Below are 20,080 nucleotides of genomic sequence, written 5' to 3' on the forward strand. Positions count from 1 at the left end.
ATGTATAATAATAATAATAATAATAATAGGCACTAGTATTTAACTTCGACTAAAAGTCATAAAATGCCTAAATTTTAAATATAAATTCTCTTAAGGAACCTTGAGGAGGAATTTTTAATTTTTGCTTCATTCTTTGAATCCCTTTTTTTACAGCTGCAAGCGATACATTTAAAAAGAAAGAAATTTCAGAATTACTAAACCCCATCTTAATAAAAGATGCTAATTTTAAGTTACTATCCGAAAATGAGTTATCAATTTCCAATAGTCGTTTATAAAACAAAGGATGAACCTCTTCAAAATGCACTTTAAACAATTGATATTGATATTCATCTTTAAGATGCCTTTCAATAGAATCACTTAACTTTTGGAGCTGGAGTGTCGTGGTTTTTATATCATCCGAAATTAACTTCTCTAAACGCTTATTAGTCTGTTCTAAAAATTGATTTTTAGTATCCAAAGTGAGATAATTGGTACTTAAAAGCCTATTCAGTTCATTGTTTTTTAACCTATCTTCATAAGATTTAACAAATTGATTATTCGCTGAATTTAAGGACACTATCGCAGTAGCATTAGTTAACGAATTAAGAACACTAAAAAATTTATATTTCAGAACAATATTTAATACTGTATCTACACGATTTGATGTCAAAAGTATAACGGAGATACTAAGCGCTTCAGGCATTTCATTTATTTCTGAAGTTACTTCATCTAGATCAGAAACACTATCGTAATCAATGATTATGATATTTGGAGTATAAGGTTTAAGATCTTCAACGGAAGCAATAGTAATCAACTTAAAATTAAAGCCATCTAAATACGTTTTTTCCTTATCAAAACTATTTCTAGTAATAATAACAACGCTAAATTTAGTATGTTCACTTTCGTTCTCCTTTATCACCTTAATCACTAGTTAAGTATTCTAAAGCCACATCCATATCTGTAAAAAACTTAATTTTACTACCAGTTTGTGAGGTATAAATCTTTACAAGAAGTGACAAAAAACCACTAGAACCTACCAATACCGATTTTTTAATTTTGGGTTGTACCATTTTACCCAGAATGGCCATCTTTCTCGTTGTTCCAGGGTTTGTTCTAGTCCCCTTAATATGTACCAAAGCTCTAACCGACTTATCTGGGCGTTCCAACCCCATCGCAACGGCTGTTTCAATTTGATTTAAAATTTCTCGATCGGTTGTTAATCCTGAAAAATCAATAAAAATGTACTCTGTATTTAAATGGTGTTTCCATACTGGTGGTGTTATATTGGCATTACTCATTTACTAACATTTAGTTGGTTTTTAAAAGGGAGAAATTTATTTCAAATTTAAAATTTATTAATGCTTTTAAAAGCTTTACTTCCCAAAAAAAACAACTCCTTTCATTAAACAACCTTGTTTAATATAAAAAACTACTATAAAGTTGACATAATTGCTTCCTTAGAATTAATCAGCTTAAATCCAATCATCTAAAAATCTTATATACAAAGAGTCAACCATATAAAATTCATTCATAAATAATTGTTCTATGTTTTAATTCCTAATAAATAGTTAAAATTAAAATTAAAAGGATCTAGATCTCTATTCCCCGCGTATAAGAAACAAAAGGAAATAACAACACAGGAATTAAATATGGAAACAAAACAAACTAACGGTAACGAAAAAGGGAACCAATTAAATAATTTAACGACTGGAATAAAAAATTTAATCACTAATAAAACAGGACGAACTTGGGGCTTTCTTGTGCTAATAAGCACTTTTTTGTTAATGGCAAATGCTGTTTACCTCTTTTATTTATTACAAAGTGATTTTTATGAATTCAACATAAAACAAACATCTTCAACTTTAGGAATGGTTTTCTTAGCTATATGTACGGGATTACTTGTTTTTAAAGTTAGTTTTTTCATATACACCTTATATAAATATTTCTGCTATAAACCTATTGAATCGGTTTCAGATGAAGAACTTCCAACCTGTACAGTAATTGTACCTGCCTACAATGAAGGCAAACAAGTATGGGACACCTTAATCAGTTTAGCTGAGAGCGATTTCCCTGAAAACAAACTACAGTTATTAGCTATTGATGACGGTAGTAAAGATGATACTTGGGAATGGATGCTTAAAGCTAAAAACACGTTAGGTGATCGTTTAGAAATTTTTCAACAACCTAAAAACCAAGGAAAGCGCCATGCCTTATACCGTGGGTTTAACCTTGGAACAGGCGAAGTGTTTGTTACTGTAGACAGCGACTCTATAGTAAACAAGGACACCATTAGACTTTTAGTTAGTCCTTTTGTTCATAATGAAAAATGTGGCGCTGTTGCTGGAAATATTCGAGTTCTAAATAACAAAAAAGCCTTATTACCAAAAATGCTTGATGTTAGTTTTGTTTTAAGTTTCGAATTTGTAAGATCGGCAGAAAGCACGCTAAATTCTGTACTTTGTACACCTGGAGCACTTGCTGCTTATAGAAGTTCAGCTGTATTTGCTTGCTTACCAGAATGGATTAATCAAACTTTTATGGGCAAGCCTTCTGACATTGGTGAGGATCGTGCTATGACCAATATGATATTAAAACAAGGTAAACACGTATTGTTTCAAAGAAATGCTTATGCCTATACTAACGTTCCAGAGAAATACAAAGGTCTTTACAAGATGTTCATTAGATGGGGACGAAGCAATGTTCGTGAAAACATAGAGATGTCTAAATACGTATTCACAAATTTCAAAAAAGAGTCTAAAGTTGGAACTCGATTATTATTCCTTAGTCAGTCGTCAGAAATTATTATGACGTATCCGTTCTTAATCTTTATGCTATTCTTTGTAATTGCACACCCTTTACTTTTCATTAGTTCAACTTTGGTAAGCACCTTAATTATTTCAACCTTCTCAATGTTGTTTTACGCCAATCGTTATAAAGTTTCAGAATCGTTTTGGGCTTACACTTACAGTGTTTTATATACTTTTGCTTTGTTTTGGATTACACCTTATGCCATTGCAACAGCTAGTAAAAGTGGCTGGTTAACGCGTGAGCTGGCTGTGAAAAAATAAGATGTTTTCAGTAATTTAAATAAGGAATTAGAGCACTCAAATATTAATTTCAGAAAAAAAGATAAACTTTTTTGTAACATTATCTTTTATACCTACGTATAACTATTGAATGCCCTATTATTCACAAATTAAATTACAGGAGAATATTAAATGAGACAGCTAAAAATTACGAAGCAGGTTACTAATAGAGAAACGGCTTCGTTAGATAAATATTTGCAAGAAATTGGTAAAGTAGATTTAATTACTGCCGATGAAGAAGTAGAATTAGCACAACGTATTAAAGCTGGAGATCAAATTGCTTTAGAAAAATTGACAAAGGCTAATTTACGTTTTGTTGTATCGGTTGCGAAACAATACCAAAATCAAGGTTTAACTTTACCAGATTTAATTAATGAAGGGAACTTAGGTTTAATTAAAGCGGCACAACGTTTTGATGAAACTCGTGGTTTTAAATTTATTTCTTATGCTGTATGGTGGATTCGTCAATCGATTCTTCAAGCTTTAGCTGAACAATCACGTATTGTACGTTTACCTTTAAATAAAATTGGATCTATTAATAAAATCAACAAAACATTTGCCTTCTTAGAGCAAAGTCATGAACGTCCGCCTTCTGCTGAAGAAATTGCAAAAGAATTGGATATGACTATTAATGATGTTAAGGAGTCGATGAAAAACTCTGGCCGTCACGTAAGTATGGATGCGCCTTTAGTTGAAGGAGAAGATTCAAACTTATATGATGTATTAAATAGTGGAGAATCTCCAAATCCTGATAAAGAGTTGTTACATGAGTCTTTACGCACTGAAATTGAACGTGCTTTAGAAACCTTAACTCCTCGTGAAGCAGACGTTATTCGTTTATACTTCGGCTTAGGAAATCAACACCCAATGACCCTAGAAGAAATTGGTGAAACTTTTGATCTAACACGTGAACGTGTTAGACAGATTAAAGAAAAAGCCATTAGACGATTAAAACACACGTCTAGAAGTAAAATTTTAAAGACGTATTTAGGTTAGTATTTCTTAATTAATACGACTAAATTACCATAACAAACAGTTACTCATAACTGTTCGTTTTTTGATTGATGAAAGAACCCTCGGCTGATTACCGAGGGTTTATTCATTTATAATATATTGATAAAATAAAATTATAACTACTGACATATTTTTAGTCTATAATCTTATATATTTATAACTAATTAAATGCCCCCTAAAGAAACACAATGCTTAAAACCATATGCTACATTAGTGATTCAAGTAGAGATGTCACTATCAACAACCTAAATGAATTATATTCAGCAGCTAAGGCTAATAATTCTAAAAATCATATTACAGGTGTATTGGTGTATAAAAACCATAATTTTTTACAGGTTCTGGAAGGCTCTCAAGAATTAGTCGATCAAACTTTCGATCGCATAAAGAAAGATTCACGCCATAGCAATATTTTTAAAGTCATTAACACCAATATTGAAGGACGCATTTTTGAAGATTATAATTTCGGTTTTACAGTGATTGATGACAAAACAGAACTTAAAAACCTCAATGAGTATTTAGAATGGTTAAAACTAGGACACAATAAACTTGCCAACGAAGTAATAGGAATGGTAGAAAATTTTATTGAAAACTAATCTCTTACCTAATTCAAAACCATTATTTTTGTCGAAATTTAAATAAACAGTTTAATGAGTTCTAAATTAATAGCTCCTTCGGTTTTAGCGGCAGATTTTGCCAATCTTCAACGTGATATAGAAATGGTTAATGAAAGTGATGCCGATTGGTTTCATATTGACATTATGGACGGAGTTTTTGTACCAAACATCTCCTTTGGTATGCCTGTTTTACAAGCTATTTCTAAACATGCAAAAAAAACAATTGATGTACATTTAATGATTGTTGATCCTGATCGCTACATTAAAACCTTTGCTGAATTGGGTAGTGATATTTTAACCGTACACTACGAAGCTTGCACGCACTTACACAGAACCCTACAAGCTATTAAAGCAGAAGGCATGAAAGCTGGAGTTGCACTTAACCCACATACAAACGTTAATGTTTTAGAAGATGTTATTCAAGATATTGATTTGGTTTGTATCATGAGTGTGAATCCTGGTTTTGGTGGACAAAGTTTTATCGAGAACACTTATAAAAAAGTAAGACAGCTGAAAGAATTAATCGTTACGAGAGGTGCTAACACCTTAATAGAAATTGATGGCGGTGTTACCAACAAAAACGCACAAGCACTAACAGATGCTGGCGCTGACGTTTTAGTTGCAGGAAGCTATGTTTTTAAAAGCAGCACACAAATCGAAACCATCAAAGATTTGAAGGCCATTGCTAATTCATAGTATAGCATAATATTACAAATAATAAAAAGCCCCGAATTGTTTACTTAAACTATTTCGGGGCTTTCTTTTAAAAAATATCTCAAAACAAAGTATTATCTTTCTAAAAGTAAAGTCTCAAGACAATTTATACCCCATTTCATAGCAGAACTTATATGTCAAAACACTTAATACAAATTTTCTTTTTATTAGTAATTATTGGATGTGGAACACCAAAAAAGGCTCCTTATGATAATTATGTGTTTCAAACACTAAAGCAAAAAAACAATTATATACAGGCTTATAATCAGGCTCTGCAACTTTGGGACATACCCTATTCTGAAGAAGACATTCAAACAAAATACGGTAAGGCCCATGTTATTATCTCTGGAAAAGAAAATAACAAAGCGTTAGTTTTATTACACGGTATGGATGCCAGCTCAACCATGTGGTACCCCAATATTAAAGCTTTATCCAAAACACACCGTATTTATGCTATAGACTTTTTAATGGAGCCAGGGAAATCAACTTTAACTACCGAAGCATTATCTAAAGAAGAAATTGTGGATTGGTACCAAAGTATTTTCAGTCATTACCAATTAAAAAACTTTGATATTGTTGCGGCCTCACGAGGTGGATGGATGGCTACTTTATTAGCTACACAGGAGAATAATAGTATCGATAAAATAGCATTATTAAGCCCTGCCCAAACTTTTGAATATGTAGACGCGCCTGCAAAGACATCAAAAGCACTATTTTTAAAGCTATTCCCAAGTAAAAATCAATTTAAAAAGACTTTAGACGTATTCTCAAAATACCCTAATAAAATCAATTCGGTTTATAAAAATCAGTTTTATCTAGCCAATAAATATGCGAAATCAAATACGAGTTTACTTCAAATGCAACCTTTTTCGGAAGATGAGTTAAAATCAATTAGTAACCCAGTGCTTGTTTTAATAGGCGATCAGGATGTTATTAATTCTGAGGAAGCCCTTGAAAAGGCTAAAGATAACTTGGAAAATAGTACGACGAGGGTCATCAAGGACGCCGGCCATTTTTTAAGTATTGATCAGTCCGAAATCGTAAATAAAACCATTACTGAATTTCTAAACCCTTAGTCTATATAAGGAGTTTAGTTTATATTCCGAGTGCAGCTTTATCGGCGTCACTAAATTTTTTAGAATTCGAGATATAGTCACCAATATGCATTTTTAAATGAGAACTTTTAATCTCATTGTAGTGCCTAATTAAAAAAGCCTTATCACTTTCTATTTCCTGATTATATTTTAAAATTTTAGGAACATTCTGTTGAATGCTTAAACGGATAAAGCGCACTTCAATATTACTCGTATCCTTTTCAACAGCATATTCCACAAGGTTGACGCCTTCCATGAAGCCATCTTTTTTCTCTTTTATGGTTTTAGCACTTTTAGCCATAAGCGCTATTGAAGCCCCTTTGTAAGCTACCAATTCATTTCTATTTTTTTTAGTAACAGCCTGTAAATCGTTAAAAAAGGCATTTACTTTATTAGCATCCTGAGCAGCTAGCTTATAAGCCTCTCGTGTTTTTTGTAAATCAATAGTCTGCACACTAATGAATACGCCAAAAAATAATGCTAATAGAAATTTCATAATATTAAATGACTTTATAGTTACTTGATAATTTTAAAGCAATAGTTTCATCGAAGCGTGTCGTATTTTTAACCTTATACCCTCCTTCTGTTTTAGAAATATCCAATTCTAAGACTAAATCGGGGGTTTTCTCAGGGTTAATTATAGCCATGAATTTTATATTGCTTGAAGTCGTCATAAACAAATCCTTTTCTACGACCTTTTCTGTTAATTCCTTTATAATTTGCATCATGCAAACACCAGGAGTTACAGGGTTCCCAGGAAAATGTCCTTTAAAAATATCGTGTTTACTATTTATAGTAATTTGCGCCGTAGCTATTTGTCCGTCTACCGACAAGTCATTGACCGTATAAAAATCTTTTAATTGCATCTATTAAAAATTGAAATGATAAAAAAGTCCCAATTGAATACCAGAATTCAATTGCGTTTCATAATCTAATTGCTCCGATTCAAAACTATTAAAAGTTCCTGAAAAAACATCAACTGCCCCCTGTATATATCGTGCTTCAAATCCGAGTCCATTGTTTAAAACATAACCCACACCTAATCCAAGCGTAACATCTATAAACGACACGTTATTTCCTTCTGTTCTATTGGCTAATCCAACTAAAGTATCATCCGTATCAAAATACAAGCCCGGTGCTACTATAAAATGAAAAGCTGAATTTTTCACAAAAAACTTATTGGCTACAGCTAAAGAAATATAATGTAAATCGATGTTCGCTTCCGACATAAGGTCTGATTCTCCTCCATGAAGAGCATAACCTAATTCAGGTTGTAAAGCATAAAATTCTGATAATTTAAAATTTCCAAAAAGCCCCAAATAGAAGCCAGTTTTTGTATCTAAATTAGCATTCGAAACCTGGGTAAATTGGGTGCCGCCTCTAAAACCGAAGGTTTTTTGTCGTTGTGCTTCACAAATACTAACTGTGGTAATAAAGCATAATAAAAGAATGCATTTTTTCATAGCAAATAAAAAGGTGTTAATTGATGGATTTGAGGGTCATTTTAAATTCAATATTCAAATGTTCAATAAGGATGTGTTTTGAAACATGATCTTCAATTTTAGAAAATTCAAATACTATTTTTTCCTTACCGTGATTTACTTTTACAATTTTATGAAGATTTTCACCTATAAAATAATAATAGTCTTGGTTATCAATAATGGTTTGATGTACTTTATCTTCAGCTGAATGATAAGCTTTCATACTCCTAATATCTTCGGTAACTAAAACTTTAAAATCCTTTTTTAAGAAATTAATAAGTATTTTTTTGTCGAGATCATTTAAAATATAATTCACTTTAAACACCTCTTTTTCAAAGGAAAAATCAAAAATCTTGTTTCCCATTTCGGTAGTGAATACGATTCTATGACTTCCCGAACCCGTTTTTTTTACAATAAAAAGTCCGCCAAAAACTTTATCATAAACCTCTATCTGGGCTTTATAAACATAATCTTTATCTAGGTTGGAAAAAAAAGGATTAATAATCGAGTCTTCAGAATTAATAACCGTAAAGCCTTGCTTTTTTGAGTACGAAGCACAGGCCGATAAAATACATATCAGACTAATGATTAAAAACCGCTTCATCAATGGGCTGGTTTAAAGTTTTATTAGAAAATATAATTTTCGTGTAATCATTAGAGTGCTCTATCATTTTAACTTCAGTAACATCGGCATGTTCATTAAACGTGATGTGAAAAGACTTTATGAATTGTGCTAGTTTTTCATCTTTCGGACTAAAATACACTAAGCTGCCTTCTTCCATTTTAAAGTATTCCATGTGAAACTTATCCTCATCGAACATATCTCCTTTTACACTACTAATAATCAGATTATTTAATTGTTTAAACAATTTATTACGACCAATATCAATATCACTTTTACGTCCTTCATCATTAATAAAAATTTTGCTTTCTTTAAAAATAATAGCATACTCAAAAGGTGTTGTATAAGCCCACTTTACCCAATCGGGCGCTTTAAAAGTCAAATGGCCTGATGATTTAATATCATTATCTAAAAAATCCAGGTGCTTTAATTGTACAAAATCACTAGAAATTGTTTGAACATTATTGGCAAGCGTTTTTACTTTCATTTTTAAGTCAGAAGCTTCAGCTACCGTCATTTTAGTCTGTGCTTGTGCCGATAACACAACAAAAAACATAAGAATTATAATTTTACGCATAAGCTTTAATGTCAAATAAGGTATCGATGGTTACCGCTGAAAGTTTCTGTTGCTGCAAAAATAACAATAACTGTTCCAAAACCCGTATTGTTTTTTCACTGGTATCGTGTAGCAAAATAACATCTCCTGGTTTTAAATCATTTATAATGCGTTTTAAAACCGCTTTTTCATCACGGCCTGTAGTATCCAAAGAACGCTTACTCCACCCAACCGAATGTAAGCCCATTTGGCTGATAGCTTTTTTAATATTTGGATTAGTTACGCCAAAAGCTGGACGATATAACTTTACTTTTAATCCTGAAATTTTTTCGATGATTCTATTAGTACTTTCAAGCTCTTTAATAACTCTTTGGGTTCCAAAAAAGCCAAAATAATGACTATGAGAATAAGTGTGATTACCAACAACATGGCCTTCATTCAAAAGGGTTTTAAACACTTCTGGATGGGCTTCTATATGTTTTCCAATGCAGAAAAAAGTTGCTTTGGCATCATATTGCTTCAAAAGTTGTAATACTTTAGGCGTAAACGTGGCGTTAGGACCATCATCAAATGTGATGGCTATTTGTTTTTTTTTAGTGTTATAATTCGCATTTAGGGATTTAAAAAAATAATTCCACCCAATAAAAGCCGAACCAAAACCCGTGATTAAAAACCAAATAAATAAACTAAAACCAAAATAAAGTGGGGAAATCACATCAATAAAAAATAGAATGAACAAACCCATGCTAGTAAGGCCTGCTATTATATTTACTGATTTAAAATTTAGCATTGTTTAAGCAATGTAAAACTATGATTTTCATGACGGTATTGATTATACAGTAAAACGATTTTAAACCCTGTTGATTTTAAATCATTACGTTTTACCAAGGCTGGTAAGGTTTGAGATTGAATTGTTTTAGCAGCCAACCAAAACCCGAATGAAGAAGCCGTATTAAACTCTCCTGAAATATGCTTGTAATAAGCCTGCTGAGTTTCTTTAAAAACTCCCTGACTTAAAATATCATAGTAGTCGTCATAATCAGCATCACCGTTAGCTCCTAAAATAACCAAATCGATATCACTAATTTTTAGATTATGTGAAGCTAAAAAGGTTTCAAGAGCTTCTGAAAGTTCGGTCTTAGGTAAAGTATTAAACATTTTTACTCCTACTAATTCAGCATAGGAGTTGTTTTGTTTTTCATTTGAAAGCACAAAAAAATTGGCCCCTTCACCATATACAGCTCCAGAAGTATTACTTTCTAACAACTCTGAAGCTTTCACAGGTTCTTTTTTAACATGACCAACTAATTCTTGAAGCTTGAATGTATGCTCCCCTATTTCATCGACTCCGCCAACTAAAATATTATTTTCTTCTTCATTGGACAGTAATAATTTAGCATCTAACAAGGCAGATTCAAAAGAATTACTAGCGTGCACATAGGTAAAATTATAACCTTTGCACTGTAATTCTAAAGCCACCTGACCGCCAACGGTGTTATGTGTTGATTGAATGAAGGCTGTTGGAGTAAGGTATTGCTCGTCGTTATCAATAAGAGCACTTAGAAATTTTTCAGAATCACGAAGACAGCCCATCCCTGTTCCGGTAATAATCGCATCAACTTGATCTAAGCCCGATTCTTGAAGTGCTATTTTTGATGCTACAACACTCATTTTTACCCCTTTAGCCATACGTCTAGCGGCAGCAGGCGGAATAAATGCTTTATAATCGGGATTTACAACAGGAAATACAACAGCTTCATGATCGATAAAATCATTTAAAAACTCGGCATTATCAAAAGTTTTTTGAGCCGAAATGGATGCCACGCTATTTATATAAACCTGTTTCAAATTGTATTATTTTTATGGCGTTTTAGAAAAAATGACCGTAGAACAATTTCCACCAAAACCAAAAGAATTAGACATCACGGCATTTAAAGGCTTATGCTTCAGCTCTAATTGCGGGGTAATTTCAAATTCCTTCATTTGCGTTTTAAAATTCAAATTAGGATAAATCACATTGTTTTGTAAAGCTAAAATAGAGTAAACTGCTTCTATAGCACCTGCTGCTGCAAGCGTATGCCCAGTATAAGCTTTCGTTGAACTAAAGCAAGGTACGTTGTCTTCAAAAACTCTAATAATAGCTCTGCCTTCAGACAAATCATTATTTCCAGTAGCCGTACCATGGGCATTGATGTAATCTATATTATCAGGGTTAAAATCGGCAACCTTTAAGGCTTTTTCCATTGCTAAAGTCGCGCCATCACCATGATCGGAGGAAGCCGTTTGATGAAAAGCATCATTAGCATTACCATAACCCTTTACGTAAGCAAGAACCTTTTTATTGTCTTTTGTTACAAGCTCATCAGATTCTAAAACCAAATAAGCCGCAGCTTCACCTAGGTTTAGCCCTTTTCTATTGTCATCGAATGGTGTGTTATAGGTATCTGATAAAATCATGAGTGTTTTAAAACCATTAATGGTAAACTTCGACAAGCAATCTGCCCCACCTACAACAACACGATCTAGTTCGCCCGATTTGATTAATCGCGCCCCTAACATGATAGCATTTGCTGCTGAAGAACACGCTGTACTAATAGTCGTTACTAGACTTTTATCTATGCCTAATTGTTCTGCTATTTTTTGTGAAGAATCACCTGCATGATGACTTTCAATATATTTCTGAACACTTTTATTATCGAAGGATTCGTAATAATACTTCTCGGTCATATCCATACCACCAACACTGGTTGAAGATATTAGACCCGTATTATAGGCGTTAATATCATCTATTCCCGCGTTAGCAACCGCTTCTTTTGCAGCTACAGCTCCTAATAAAGCAGTTCTTGTAAAACTGTTATCGGAATTTAACCCTAACATTTCAACAAGGTCTTCATTTGTATAGGCGATTTCACCAACCATAATATCGTTTACATGATTGGTTTGGATTTTAGAAATTCTAGAAATTCCTTTTTTACCCTCTATTAAGGACTGAAAATTTTCTGCCACATTGTTTCCAATGGCTGATATGATACCCATTCCCGTTATAGCAACGCCTTTACTCATAAACCTCTTCGATAAAAAAATATGAGTTTTTAGTTTGCTCTGTGCTCGGTGATGTAAGCCGCCATAGTATCGATAGATTCGAAAATAGCTCTTCCCTGTTTTGGGTCGGTTAATTTAATACCGTAATTTTTATCTAACATCACAATAAGTTCTAGAGCATCGATAGAATCTAAGCCTAAACCATCTCCAAAAAGAGGATCGTCATTCGCTATATCTTCAACATTAACATCCTCTAAATTTAATTGTTCTATGATAAACTCTTTCAATTCTTGCTTTAAAGCATCCATATTAAATATTGTATAATTTATTAATTTCGTGTTCGTTATGATCCGTATTCCCTTCAGGAGAAACCAAATATAAAAAGGCTTCATAATGGGAGTCATCTTCAAAATCTACCCATCCACAAAGCACCTCATCAGCTTTCTTATTAGACAATAAAATATCTGAATAAATCTTTAAATGACGGGCATTAAAGCTGTCAAAGATAAAGAAACTATTTTCGGAATTCAACTTATATTTTATGCTTACTTCTCCAATACAAATATTGGGTAAAGTATAAACAAAAACCGCTGGACTGGGGTAATAATTTGATGGATCTTGAATGGTTTCTTGGTGTTTTCTATCGGTGTCTAAACTAGACGATTTGTTAGAGAACACTAAGGCTATATTTTGTTCTACTTCAGGATCGAAATTTTCATTTTTCAATAAAACATCCGCAGCCAAAAAAGCCAATTTACTGAGGTTGTCCATTTTAAAAAACTTCGGATATTTTGTTTTTTCAGATTTATAAGCGGCTTTTATAAATTCTGAAAATGTATTTGAATCGTTCGCATAAATCACCTTCCCATTTAAAGACACTTCATGTGCTTTAATATGACAATATGATTTTATTTTATACGACTGCGACATGTTTATTTTTTATTAAAAGTAAACATGGTATGGTATTCTCCAATGGCCAAATCCTCTTGAAGACTCAACCCTGCTGCACTAGCAATATCCATAAACTCGGTAGCTTTATACATTTTTGAATTACCATTAGCTAAAGCCGTAAAATAGATGGAAGTTGCTTCCAGAACAAACTTTGCGTTATCGAATTTTTGCCTATCGGTAAATGTTTCAACAATGATAAGTTCTGCTCCCTCATCCATAGAATCCACACAAGTTTTTAGAACTTTATAAATTTCTTCTTTAGAAAAACAATCTAAAAACTGACTCATCCATATGGTATCGGCACCTGTTGGAATTTGTGGGTTATCGGACAACCAATCTATTTCATGTCCCTTAACTCGGTTTTCAAACCCTGCATCTTTAACATTCTTCAAAGCTTTGTTTAACTGTCCAGGAAGATCAATCATGGTGATGTTTACAGATGCATTATTTTGGCAACATTTCATAGTGAACTTACCTGTATTGGCCCCAATATCAAAAATGTGTTTTCTTTCTTTTTGAAATAAAACGTCTATCGCTTCGCTAAAAATATCATCGGAATAATGATGATCAAAATCAAACCAAGATTTCTGTTGTAAAGGTGATAATTGCGACAAGCCTTCGTAAATCGTTTTCCAGTCACCAAGCTCCTTTAGCCCTTCTGGCTTCCCTGTTTTAATGGCTTCGTCTAGATGAAACAAGCCTTTGTAGCACACTTCATTTGTAAAGTTAATATTTACATTAACCGTCTCGTTAAATGCTAAAAAATATCCCGTAGTTGTAATCTCGTAATGATCAGTTTCATTACGGGTTACAATACTAGATGACTCTGCTATTTCTAGTAAAACGCCTATGCCGTAAGTACTAATTCCCAGCTTTTCTGAAAGCGCTTCCAACGTGATTCCACCTTTTCTTCTATGATCGAAGATAACTTGAAACACACCTAGTTTTCTTAATGCCACTACGGCTTGAAATACAAAAGGTGCAAAAGCAATTTTTTGAGCTTCCTGAATAGCATCTATGGCTTTAATACTTTGATTTGACATATTTTATTTTACTTTTTTAAAAATTACAGCCGTATTACACCCTCCAAAACCAGAGGCTGTTTTTAAAAATATCTGTAACGGCTTTTCAATTGTTTTATCTATAACATTTAAAGGTTTTGAGACCCCTAAGGATTCAAAGCCTAAAGACTTATATAAGGTTTGATTTTTTAAAGACTGCATTCCAACAATCGTTTCTACTAGCCCTGAAGCTCCAAGCGTATGTCCGAAATAACCTTTTAAACTATTAAGAGGCACTTCACCTAAACCCATCCGATTAAATGCTATAGCTTCCATTTCGTCGTTAAAAGTCGTTGCGGTTCCATGTGCAGAAATATAATCGATAGCGTTGGCATTTAATTGTGCTTCTTTGAAGGCCGATTGCATACTTCTATACAAACCTTCTCCTGTTCGAGATGGTCCTGAAATATGATTGGCATCATTACACGATCCTTCACCTAAAACCTCAACAGCATCTTCAGAAAGATGGTTTGAACTTCGTGTTACCAAGGCTGAAGCAGCTACTTCACCTATGTTTATACCTACCCTGTTAGCGTCATATGGCTTACAAGGCGTTTTACTTAAAGCTTGAAAGGAATGAAAACCAGACAATGTAAATGCACTAACAATATCGCCACTTACAATAAAAACGTGATCGTAAATGCCGTGATTGATATAACGCTTAGCAATAGCTACCGATAGAATCCCAGAAACACAGGCGTTTGAAACTACAATGGCTTCGTTTTCAAAATTGAAGTACGTTCGAATTTCATGGCCTAAAGCACTTAAATAGGCTCGGCATTTATCAAAATCTTGATCGGCCTCTAAAACATCTACATTCCCCTTTGTGGTCGAAATTATGAGTCCGACACGGTCATCCAATGGAATACCTGCAGCTTCAATCACTTCTGTTAAAGAGGAAATCATCATCTGCTCCAATCGGGTGTAAGCTTTACTCGAATTTAATTTATTAAACCTCGATATTAGTTGATCCTTGTCAATTAAAGCACCACAGAATGTTTCTTGAAAAACTTGTTCGTCATCAATAACTTTTAATCCTGTTTTACCAGAAGTTATATTTTTAACCACCTCATCGGTTGAAAACCCTAAGGGAGCTAGTATATGGTTATATGATAGGTAAACACTACTCAATCGTAAAATAATTATCGGGTTATATTAGTCCAACTTGTTTTTTCCAATTCATAAAAAACTCTGGAACGTTAAGCGATAATTCGCCATTTCCAATATCATCAACAAATACCTGAGTGGTTTCGCCAGTACAAACTAAGAGTTCTTCTTGATTGTAAATTTCATATCTAAAAATCATTTTCGCTGCGGGACTATCCACATAAATGGTTTTAATAGTGGCTATATCGCCATATTTCAATGGTCTTTTATGCTCGGTACTCGATTTTACAATAGGCGTAGCAAAACCATGTTGTTTCTGATCTAAATATGAAATACCATGTTTTCTACCGAATGATTCTCTGCCATCTTCAAAATATTGAATGTAATTTCCATGCCATACAATGCCTAGCGGATCGGTTTCAACAAAACGAACCCTCACCTGATTAGTATGTACAATTTCTTTATTTTTAGACGGCATTTTTCTTTTCATTATAAACTATGGCAATTAATGTGGTTGTGATAAAAAACAAAAATAACAGACTTATCTCTGGCAAAATCTCAACTACGCTAGTATTTCTTAAAAAGATATCAAGATAGGCATTTAATCCCCAATTCATAGGAGAAATATTTGATAAAACCTGCATAATTTCAGGCATAATAAAAACTGGTACCCATACACCGCCAAGTGCCGCAAGGATAACAACTAAGGTTGCTCCAAAAGGAGCTGATTGTTCTTGGGTTGTAGCGATGGTTCCTAAAAGTAAACCTAAACCAATAGCGGCTAAACCTGTAAAAACGGTTACAAGTAAGAGTAAAGGCAATCTACCAGATACGTCTAATGTTGGTAATCCTATTTCAGGGAATACAAATAAACCAACTAACAACATCAATACAAATTGGATAATGCATACGACTAGATAGACTAGTGTTTTTCCTGCTAAAACAGTAGCATAAGAAACCGGATTTGTACGCAAACGCACAAAGGTTCCTTGACTTTTTTCTTTAACTATATTGATAGAAAGCGGTACTATAATGAAGAAAATAGCAAAAAGCGTCCACGCTGGTACGTTGTGCTGAACAGAATTTGGCAATATTTCCTGATCGCCATTTTTTGCTACAATTTCTTTGAAAGTTATGAAGTTTTCAGTTTCGAAAATAACTTCTGAAGGATCATCGGTGATTTGTTTTTGAAAAGCCTTATAAATAGATTCTGTTTCGATTTTTGAAACCATTTTATCGATACCGTTTTTCACTGAAGCTTTAAAAGACTGCTGTGTTGCAGGATCGAAATATAAGCGTACTTCTTTATTCGGAATGGCAACCGTGTCGGTAGTGGCTTCTTCTAAACCTATCTTTGCAATAATACTGTTTACATTTTGATTGACTTTACGCTCTAAATCGGCTGATAAATTTTCAGGAATAACAATCGCCAACTGGTAGGTGCCTTTATAAACCAACTCCTTAGCTTCTTCTTCCGTTTTATCTAAAACCATTTTAAAAGCATTGGCAGTTTCCAAACCTTTTTCAATAGTTTTTGAAACGTCACCATTATCATTATTCACCAATAGAATGGGAATGTTCGTATCGGCAATAGTTTTAAATGTACTATCCTGAATAAGTGTTACGGTAATTATAAGCACCATCGGCATGACAAATAGTATGGCTACACCACCAATATCACGACTTAAAAGCAAAAGTTCCTTGTATGTAGACGCCCAGAGTTTATGCACTATCTCTTAATCCTTTACCGGTTAAACTTAAAAATACATCCTCTAAATTTTTAGCGCCATCAAACTTATCTATAAGTGCTTTTGGCTTGCCTTTAACGATAAGTTTTCCTTGATCTATAATGGCCACTTGGGTACAGAACAATTCAGCTTCATTTAGGTGATGAGATGTGTAAATAATAGTCGTTCCTTTAGCATTTAAACTTTGAAGAAAATCGATAATAACATTTTTAGATTGCACATCAACACCTACGGTAGGCTCATCTAAAAACAAAACCTTTGGATCATGTAAAATACTAGCGATAAGGTTAACACGTCTTTTCATACCTCCAGAAAACGTTTCAATTTTTTTATTAGCAAAAGCTAAAAGTCCCAATTGATCTAATTTTTCATAAATCTGATGATCTAACTCTTTTCCCTTTAACCCATACATACTTCCAAAATACTTTAAGTTTTCAAAAGCTGTAAGTGTCGGGTATAAAGCATACTCTTGTGGTACGATACCAATAAGTTGTTTGAGTTGATTTTTATTTTTTTTATAGGTAAGTCCGTTAATCGTAAACGATCCTGAGGTAGGTTTTATTAACGAACACAGCATAGAAATTAAGGTCGTTTTCCCAGCTCCGTTTGGGCCTAGGAGTCCGAATATCTCATTTTCAGCAATAAACAAATCTAAATCCTTAACCGAATATGATTCGGCCATTTTATATTTTTTAGAAATTTGTTCGATATTAATCATACTATACTGCTTTTCTTAAAGCCTTAAAAAATGCACGTTCTTTCTCGGCAATCGTTTCCAATTGTGAAGCCACATCATTATAGGCATCTAATTTAGCCTTTCTATTTCTATATATTCTTGAAGCATCAAGAGCAAAATCGCGCCATAAATCACCAATCACAGTCATTTCTTCAGACAATTCTGCTAGCTTTTCATTTTTTAATATCTTACTAGATTCTTGCAAAAAAGCTGCAAAAATATAACGAAAACCGCCGCCCCCTGTGCCAATTTCTTCTTGCATTCTAACAATTTGACCAAGATAGTGGTTTGCCTTTCTAACACCATGCTTTTTAGGCCATTTTCTAATAAGTCGCGCCACCATTTTAATTCCCTTTACACCAACAATTGGTACTGGCGCTAACATGTCTTTACAAGTATGTTTTATCCCTTTAACAATCGCTTTTTCTAAATCTAATTTTTCAGGAAATGCTTTCGGATAGTAAATGTGTCCTTTAGGAGCCAAAGCGCCTTTAGCAAAACGCACTTTTTCCAGTTCTTTATCGGTTAAGGTAGTCACCGTTTCCATCACAGGGTCACTAATCAGGTAATTTTCTCCCTCCTTACCATAAACCACTAAATTATGAGCATTAAAATGAAAGCGATATTCATCTGGGAAATAAACCAGGTTATACACCCCTACTTGCAAGCCAACAGGATTATTATTTTTTAAATTTTCATCTAAGCGTGCTTTAGCTTTGGCAGGATTTTTAAATTTCTCATGCTGAATTTTCACACCAACACGTTTTGCAAAACGCTTAAAAATCGCTCCGGGCATCGCTCTATAGGTTATCGCTGGGGCATGATTTACTTTTAAAAAAGGAAGATAGCAATACAACAAACCAGAACCAATACCAAACACCATAGGCTCACTAATATCAAAGCCATTATGCTTCATCAGGTTGGATACCACACCATTTTCGCAATGTGCAGATTGGTGGTGTGTAAAATTAATCTCCATGCTTAATCTCTTTTAATTCTGTGATAGTAATTTCAAAAACATCGGCATATTTTTGAAGTATTTTATTGGAAAGCTTAGCAAAAACTTTAGGTTTAAAATGACGTTTTACACGCCACTGCCACATGCCTACATAGCTTGCTAGAATAGGGACATCCATTTTATGAACTTCCATAAAGTACTCTAACGGACTCGTTTTATTATTTATAACGTTTTGTCTGGCATTTTCAATTCGGGCATTAACTTCTGCTATCGCATTATCTAAGGCTATTGTTTTAGGCTCCCACCCCGAACTATGTGCGGTCGTGTATTCGCCTTTTTCATTTACAGCGTAGCACAACTCTTTGGACTTTGTAGACTCTAAATTACTTTTATCTTGAGGGACGTCGTGTTTTTTCATCTTGAAACTATTATTCTAGTTTTTGAATAAACAAATTTAACACACAAGATAGTAATTCTTTGTTTGAGGATAAAACCGTGCAAGACAGGGTGCAAATACTGTAATTATCGGCATCAAATCTAGATTGTAAATGTGCGTTAGACGTAATCGTTTCACCTACTTTTGGGCAGGCCGTAACTTTGATACTTTTTATAGCGCTAATAAAACCAATAAGTTTTGCTCCTTTACCTTCCACATCATCTTCATCAAAATAACTTTTACCTACAATAGAGGAGCAGGTTTGCGCCGCGTTTTCAATTAAACCGACTTCACTAAATTCGCCATCAACAACAAAAATATCATCTTTCCTTATTGCAAAAGATGTAGACACATGTTCTTCATCTATCGAAATCACTTTATCCACCATTAAAAATGGTGCCCTATGTGGTAAAAAATTTTGTATATCGAGAGATTGGATATTACGCATCGGTTGCTATTACGGTTTTCATTTCTGCGTTAGCCAGCTTTTCACCAAGGGCATTAACCACTTCGACAGCCACCATGGTAACCCCATTAAACTCGTGAAGGATATTCACTTTTGTTGTAATAGTATCGTTTAAGTTAGGTAGAGCATATACTTCTGCTTTTTTTACAGCTCCAATATAACCTGTTGGTGCTTCTGAGCCTTTTAGAAAATAATCATACCCTGTATGAAGGGCCACAGTTTGAGCCATATTTTCAATAAGTCCCGTTTCTAACAACTGCCCTTTTTTCAAAAAAATATTTTCTTCTAAAACTTTAAAGCTCGACACCACAGCTTCAGCAGAAAACTGAACTAAAGTATCCACCATTACAAATGGCCATTTTTGAGGAATTAAATGTCCTATATTTTGAAGTGGTAATTGCAGCTTTTCCATATA

General features: G+C 33.6%; 26 protein-coding genes. 5 read left to right on the plus strand and 21 right to left on the minus strand.

Annotated elements, in window-relative coordinates; all coding sequences use genetic code 11:
• Positions 1-67: 67 nt before the first annotated feature.
• Together JJL45_RS14835 and JJL45_RS14840 are read right to left on the minus strand one after the other, a co-directional pair.
• Positions 68-898, minus strand: a complete 831-nt coding sequence (locus JJL45_RS14835) for a helix-turn-helix transcriptional regulator (protein WP_202664189.1) — start codon at positions 896-898, stop codon at positions 68-70.
• Between the two features lies 1 nt (position 899).
• On the minus strand, positions 900-1,277 hold the full coding sequence (locus JJL45_RS14840; protein ID WP_202664190.1) for a hypothetical protein: 378 nt from the start codon (positions 1,275-1,277) through the stop codon (positions 900-902).
• 351 nt (positions 1,278-1,628) lie between these two features.
• Between JJL45_RS14840 and JJL45_RS14845 the strand changes: the two genes are divergently transcribed.
• From JJL45_RS14845 to JJL45_RS14865, 5 genes are all read left to right on the plus strand, one after another.
• Positions 1,629-3,047, plus strand: coding sequence for a glycosyltransferase (locus JJL45_RS14845; protein WP_202664191.1), 1,419 nt, complete (start codon positions 1,629-1,631; stop codon positions 3,045-3,047).
• 150 nt (positions 3,048-3,197) lie between these two features.
• Positions 3,198-4,061 (plus strand): RNA polymerase sigma factor RpoD/SigA, encoded by an 864-nt coding sequence (locus JJL45_RS14850; protein WP_019387909.1) that lies wholly within the window; start codon positions 3,198-3,200, stop codon positions 4,059-4,061.
• 206 nt (positions 4,062-4,267) lie between these two features.
• Complete coding sequence (locus JJL45_RS14855) at positions 4,268-4,672, plus strand: BLUF domain-containing protein (RefSeq protein ID WP_068603806.1); 405 nt, start codon at positions 4,268-4,270, stop codon at positions 4,670-4,672.
• Between the two features lie 54 nt (positions 4,673-4,726).
• A complete protein-coding gene (gene rpe / locus JJL45_RS14860) occupies positions 4,727-5,389 on the plus strand; it encodes a ribulose-phosphate 3-epimerase (RefSeq protein WP_068603808.1) in 663 nt (220 codons plus the stop codon).
• A 152-nt stretch (positions 5,390-5,541) separates the two neighbouring features.
• Positions 5,542-6,483 carry an alpha/beta fold hydrolase gene (locus JJL45_RS14865; protein ID WP_068603810.1) on the plus strand — a complete coding sequence of 314 codons (942 nt, stop codon included), beginning with the start codon at positions 5,542-5,544 and terminating at the stop codon, positions 6,481-6,483.
• Between the two features lie 19 nt (positions 6,484-6,502).
• On the opposite strand, the gene JJL45_RS14870 is transcribed toward JJL45_RS14865, so the two are convergent.
• The 19 genes from JJL45_RS14870 to JJL45_RS14960 are packed head-to-tail and all read right to left on the minus strand — an operon-like array spanning position 6,503 to position 20,077.
• Positions 6,503-6,997: a hypothetical protein gene (locus JJL45_RS14870; RefSeq protein WP_068603812.1), complete on the minus strand. Its 495-nt coding sequence runs from the start codon at positions 6,995-6,997 to the stop codon at positions 6,503-6,505.
• A 4-nt stretch (positions 6,998-7,001) separates the two neighbouring features.
• Positions 7,002-7,367, minus strand: coding sequence for a 3-hydroxyacyl-ACP dehydratase (locus tag JJL45_RS14875; protein ID WP_068603814.1), 366 nt, complete (start codon positions 7,365-7,367; stop codon positions 7,002-7,004).
• Positions 7,368-7,370: 3 nt separating this feature from the next.
• Positions 7,371-7,964, minus strand: a complete 594-nt coding sequence (locus JJL45_RS14880) for an outer membrane beta-barrel protein (RefSeq protein ID WP_068603816.1) — start codon at positions 7,962-7,964, stop codon at positions 7,371-7,373.
• Between the two features lie 16 nt (positions 7,965-7,980).
• Positions 7,981-8,586 carry a hypothetical protein gene (locus JJL45_RS14885; RefSeq protein WP_068603819.1) on the minus strand — a complete coding sequence of 202 codons (606 nt, stop codon included), beginning with the start codon at positions 8,584-8,586 and terminating at the stop codon, positions 7,981-7,983.
• Positions 8,564-9,181 carry a LolA family protein gene (locus JJL45_RS14890; RefSeq protein ID WP_068603821.1) on the minus strand — a complete coding sequence of 206 codons (618 nt, stop codon included), beginning with the start codon at positions 9,179-9,181 and terminating at the stop codon, positions 8,564-8,566. The genes JJL45_RS14885 and JJL45_RS14890 overlap by 23 nt, the downstream gene beginning before the upstream one ends.
• Entirely contained in the window at positions 9,174-9,950 is a 777-nt protein-coding gene (locus JJL45_RS14895; protein ID WP_068603822.1) for a polysaccharide deacetylase family protein, read from the minus strand. Before JJL45_RS14895 ends, JJL45_RS14890 begins: the two co-directional genes overlap by 8 nt.
• Entirely contained in the window at positions 9,944-11,008 is a 1,065-nt protein-coding gene (locus tag JJL45_RS14900) for a beta-ketoacyl synthase N-terminal-like domain-containing protein (protein WP_068603824.1), read from the minus strand. Before JJL45_RS14900 ends, JJL45_RS14895 begins: the two co-directional genes overlap by 7 nt.
• A gap of 12 nt (positions 11,009-11,020) precedes the next feature.
• Complete coding sequence (locus JJL45_RS14905) at positions 11,021-12,223, minus strand: beta-ketoacyl-[acyl-carrier-protein] synthase family protein (RefSeq protein ID WP_068603826.1); 1,203 nt, start codon at positions 12,221-12,223, stop codon at positions 11,021-11,023.
• Positions 12,224-12,252: 29 nt separating this feature from the next.
• Positions 12,253-12,510 (minus strand): phosphopantetheine-binding protein, encoded by a 258-nt coding sequence (locus JJL45_RS14910; RefSeq protein WP_067149992.1) that lies wholly within the window; start codon positions 12,508-12,510, stop codon positions 12,253-12,255.
• A 1-nt stretch (position 12,511) separates the two neighbouring features.
• Positions 12,512-13,132 carry a 3-oxoacyl-ACP synthase gene (locus JJL45_RS14915; protein WP_068603828.1) on the minus strand — a complete coding sequence of 207 codons (621 nt, stop codon included), beginning with the start codon at positions 13,130-13,132 and terminating at the stop codon, positions 12,512-12,514.
• A gap of 2 nt (positions 13,133-13,134) precedes the next feature.
• Positions 13,135-14,196: a methyltransferase gene (locus tag JJL45_RS14920; protein ID WP_068603829.1), complete on the minus strand. Its 1,062-nt coding sequence runs from the start codon at positions 14,194-14,196 to the stop codon at positions 13,135-13,137.
• Between the two features lie 3 nt (positions 14,197-14,199).
• A complete protein-coding gene (locus JJL45_RS14925; RefSeq protein ID WP_068603832.1) occupies positions 14,200-15,345 on the minus strand; it encodes a beta-ketoacyl-[acyl-carrier-protein] synthase family protein in 1,146 nt (381 codons plus the stop codon).
• Between the two features lie 19 nt (positions 15,346-15,364).
• Positions 15,365-15,811, minus strand: a complete 447-nt coding sequence (locus JJL45_RS14930; RefSeq protein WP_082935954.1) for an acyl-CoA thioesterase — start codon at positions 15,809-15,811, stop codon at positions 15,365-15,367.
• Positions 15,789-17,051: an ABC transporter permease gene (locus JJL45_RS14935; RefSeq protein ID WP_068603833.1), complete on the minus strand. Its 1,263-nt coding sequence runs from the start codon at positions 17,049-17,051 to the stop codon at positions 15,789-15,791. The genes JJL45_RS14930 and JJL45_RS14935 overlap by 23 nt, the downstream gene beginning before the upstream one ends.
• Entirely contained in the window at positions 17,044-17,787 is a 744-nt protein-coding gene (locus JJL45_RS14940; RefSeq protein ID WP_068603835.1) for an ABC transporter ATP-binding protein, read from the minus strand. Before JJL45_RS14940 ends, JJL45_RS14935 begins: the two co-directional genes overlap by 8 nt.
• Position 17,788: 1 nt before the next feature.
• Positions 17,789-18,784: a BtrH N-terminal domain-containing protein gene (locus tag JJL45_RS14945; protein WP_068603837.1), complete on the minus strand. Its 996-nt coding sequence runs from the start codon at positions 18,782-18,784 to the stop codon at positions 17,789-17,791.
• Positions 18,774-19,181 (minus strand): hypothetical protein, encoded by a 408-nt coding sequence (locus tag JJL45_RS14950; RefSeq protein ID WP_068603839.1) that lies wholly within the window; start codon positions 19,179-19,181, stop codon positions 18,774-18,776. Before JJL45_RS14950 ends, JJL45_RS14945 begins: the two co-directional genes overlap by 11 nt.
• Positions 19,182-19,191: 10 nt before the next feature.
• The gene (locus JJL45_RS14955; RefSeq protein WP_068603841.1) at positions 19,192-19,647 is read right to left on the minus strand and encodes an ABC transporter permease; all 456 of its coding nucleotides are present in this window, start codon (positions 19,645-19,647) and stop codon (positions 19,192-19,194) included.
• Positions 19,640-20,077: a hypothetical protein gene (locus JJL45_RS14960; protein WP_068603842.1), complete on the minus strand. Its 438-nt coding sequence runs from the start codon at positions 20,075-20,077 to the stop codon at positions 19,640-19,642. The genes JJL45_RS14955 and JJL45_RS14960 overlap by 8 nt, the downstream gene beginning before the upstream one ends.
• Positions 20,078-20,080: the final 3 nt, after the last annotated feature.

This window comes from Tamlana sp. s12, from assembly GCF_016767215.1.
Classification (GTDB): domain Bacteria; phylum Bacteroidota; class Bacteroidia; order Flavobacteriales; family Flavobacteriaceae; genus Pseudotamlana; species Pseudotamlana agarivorans.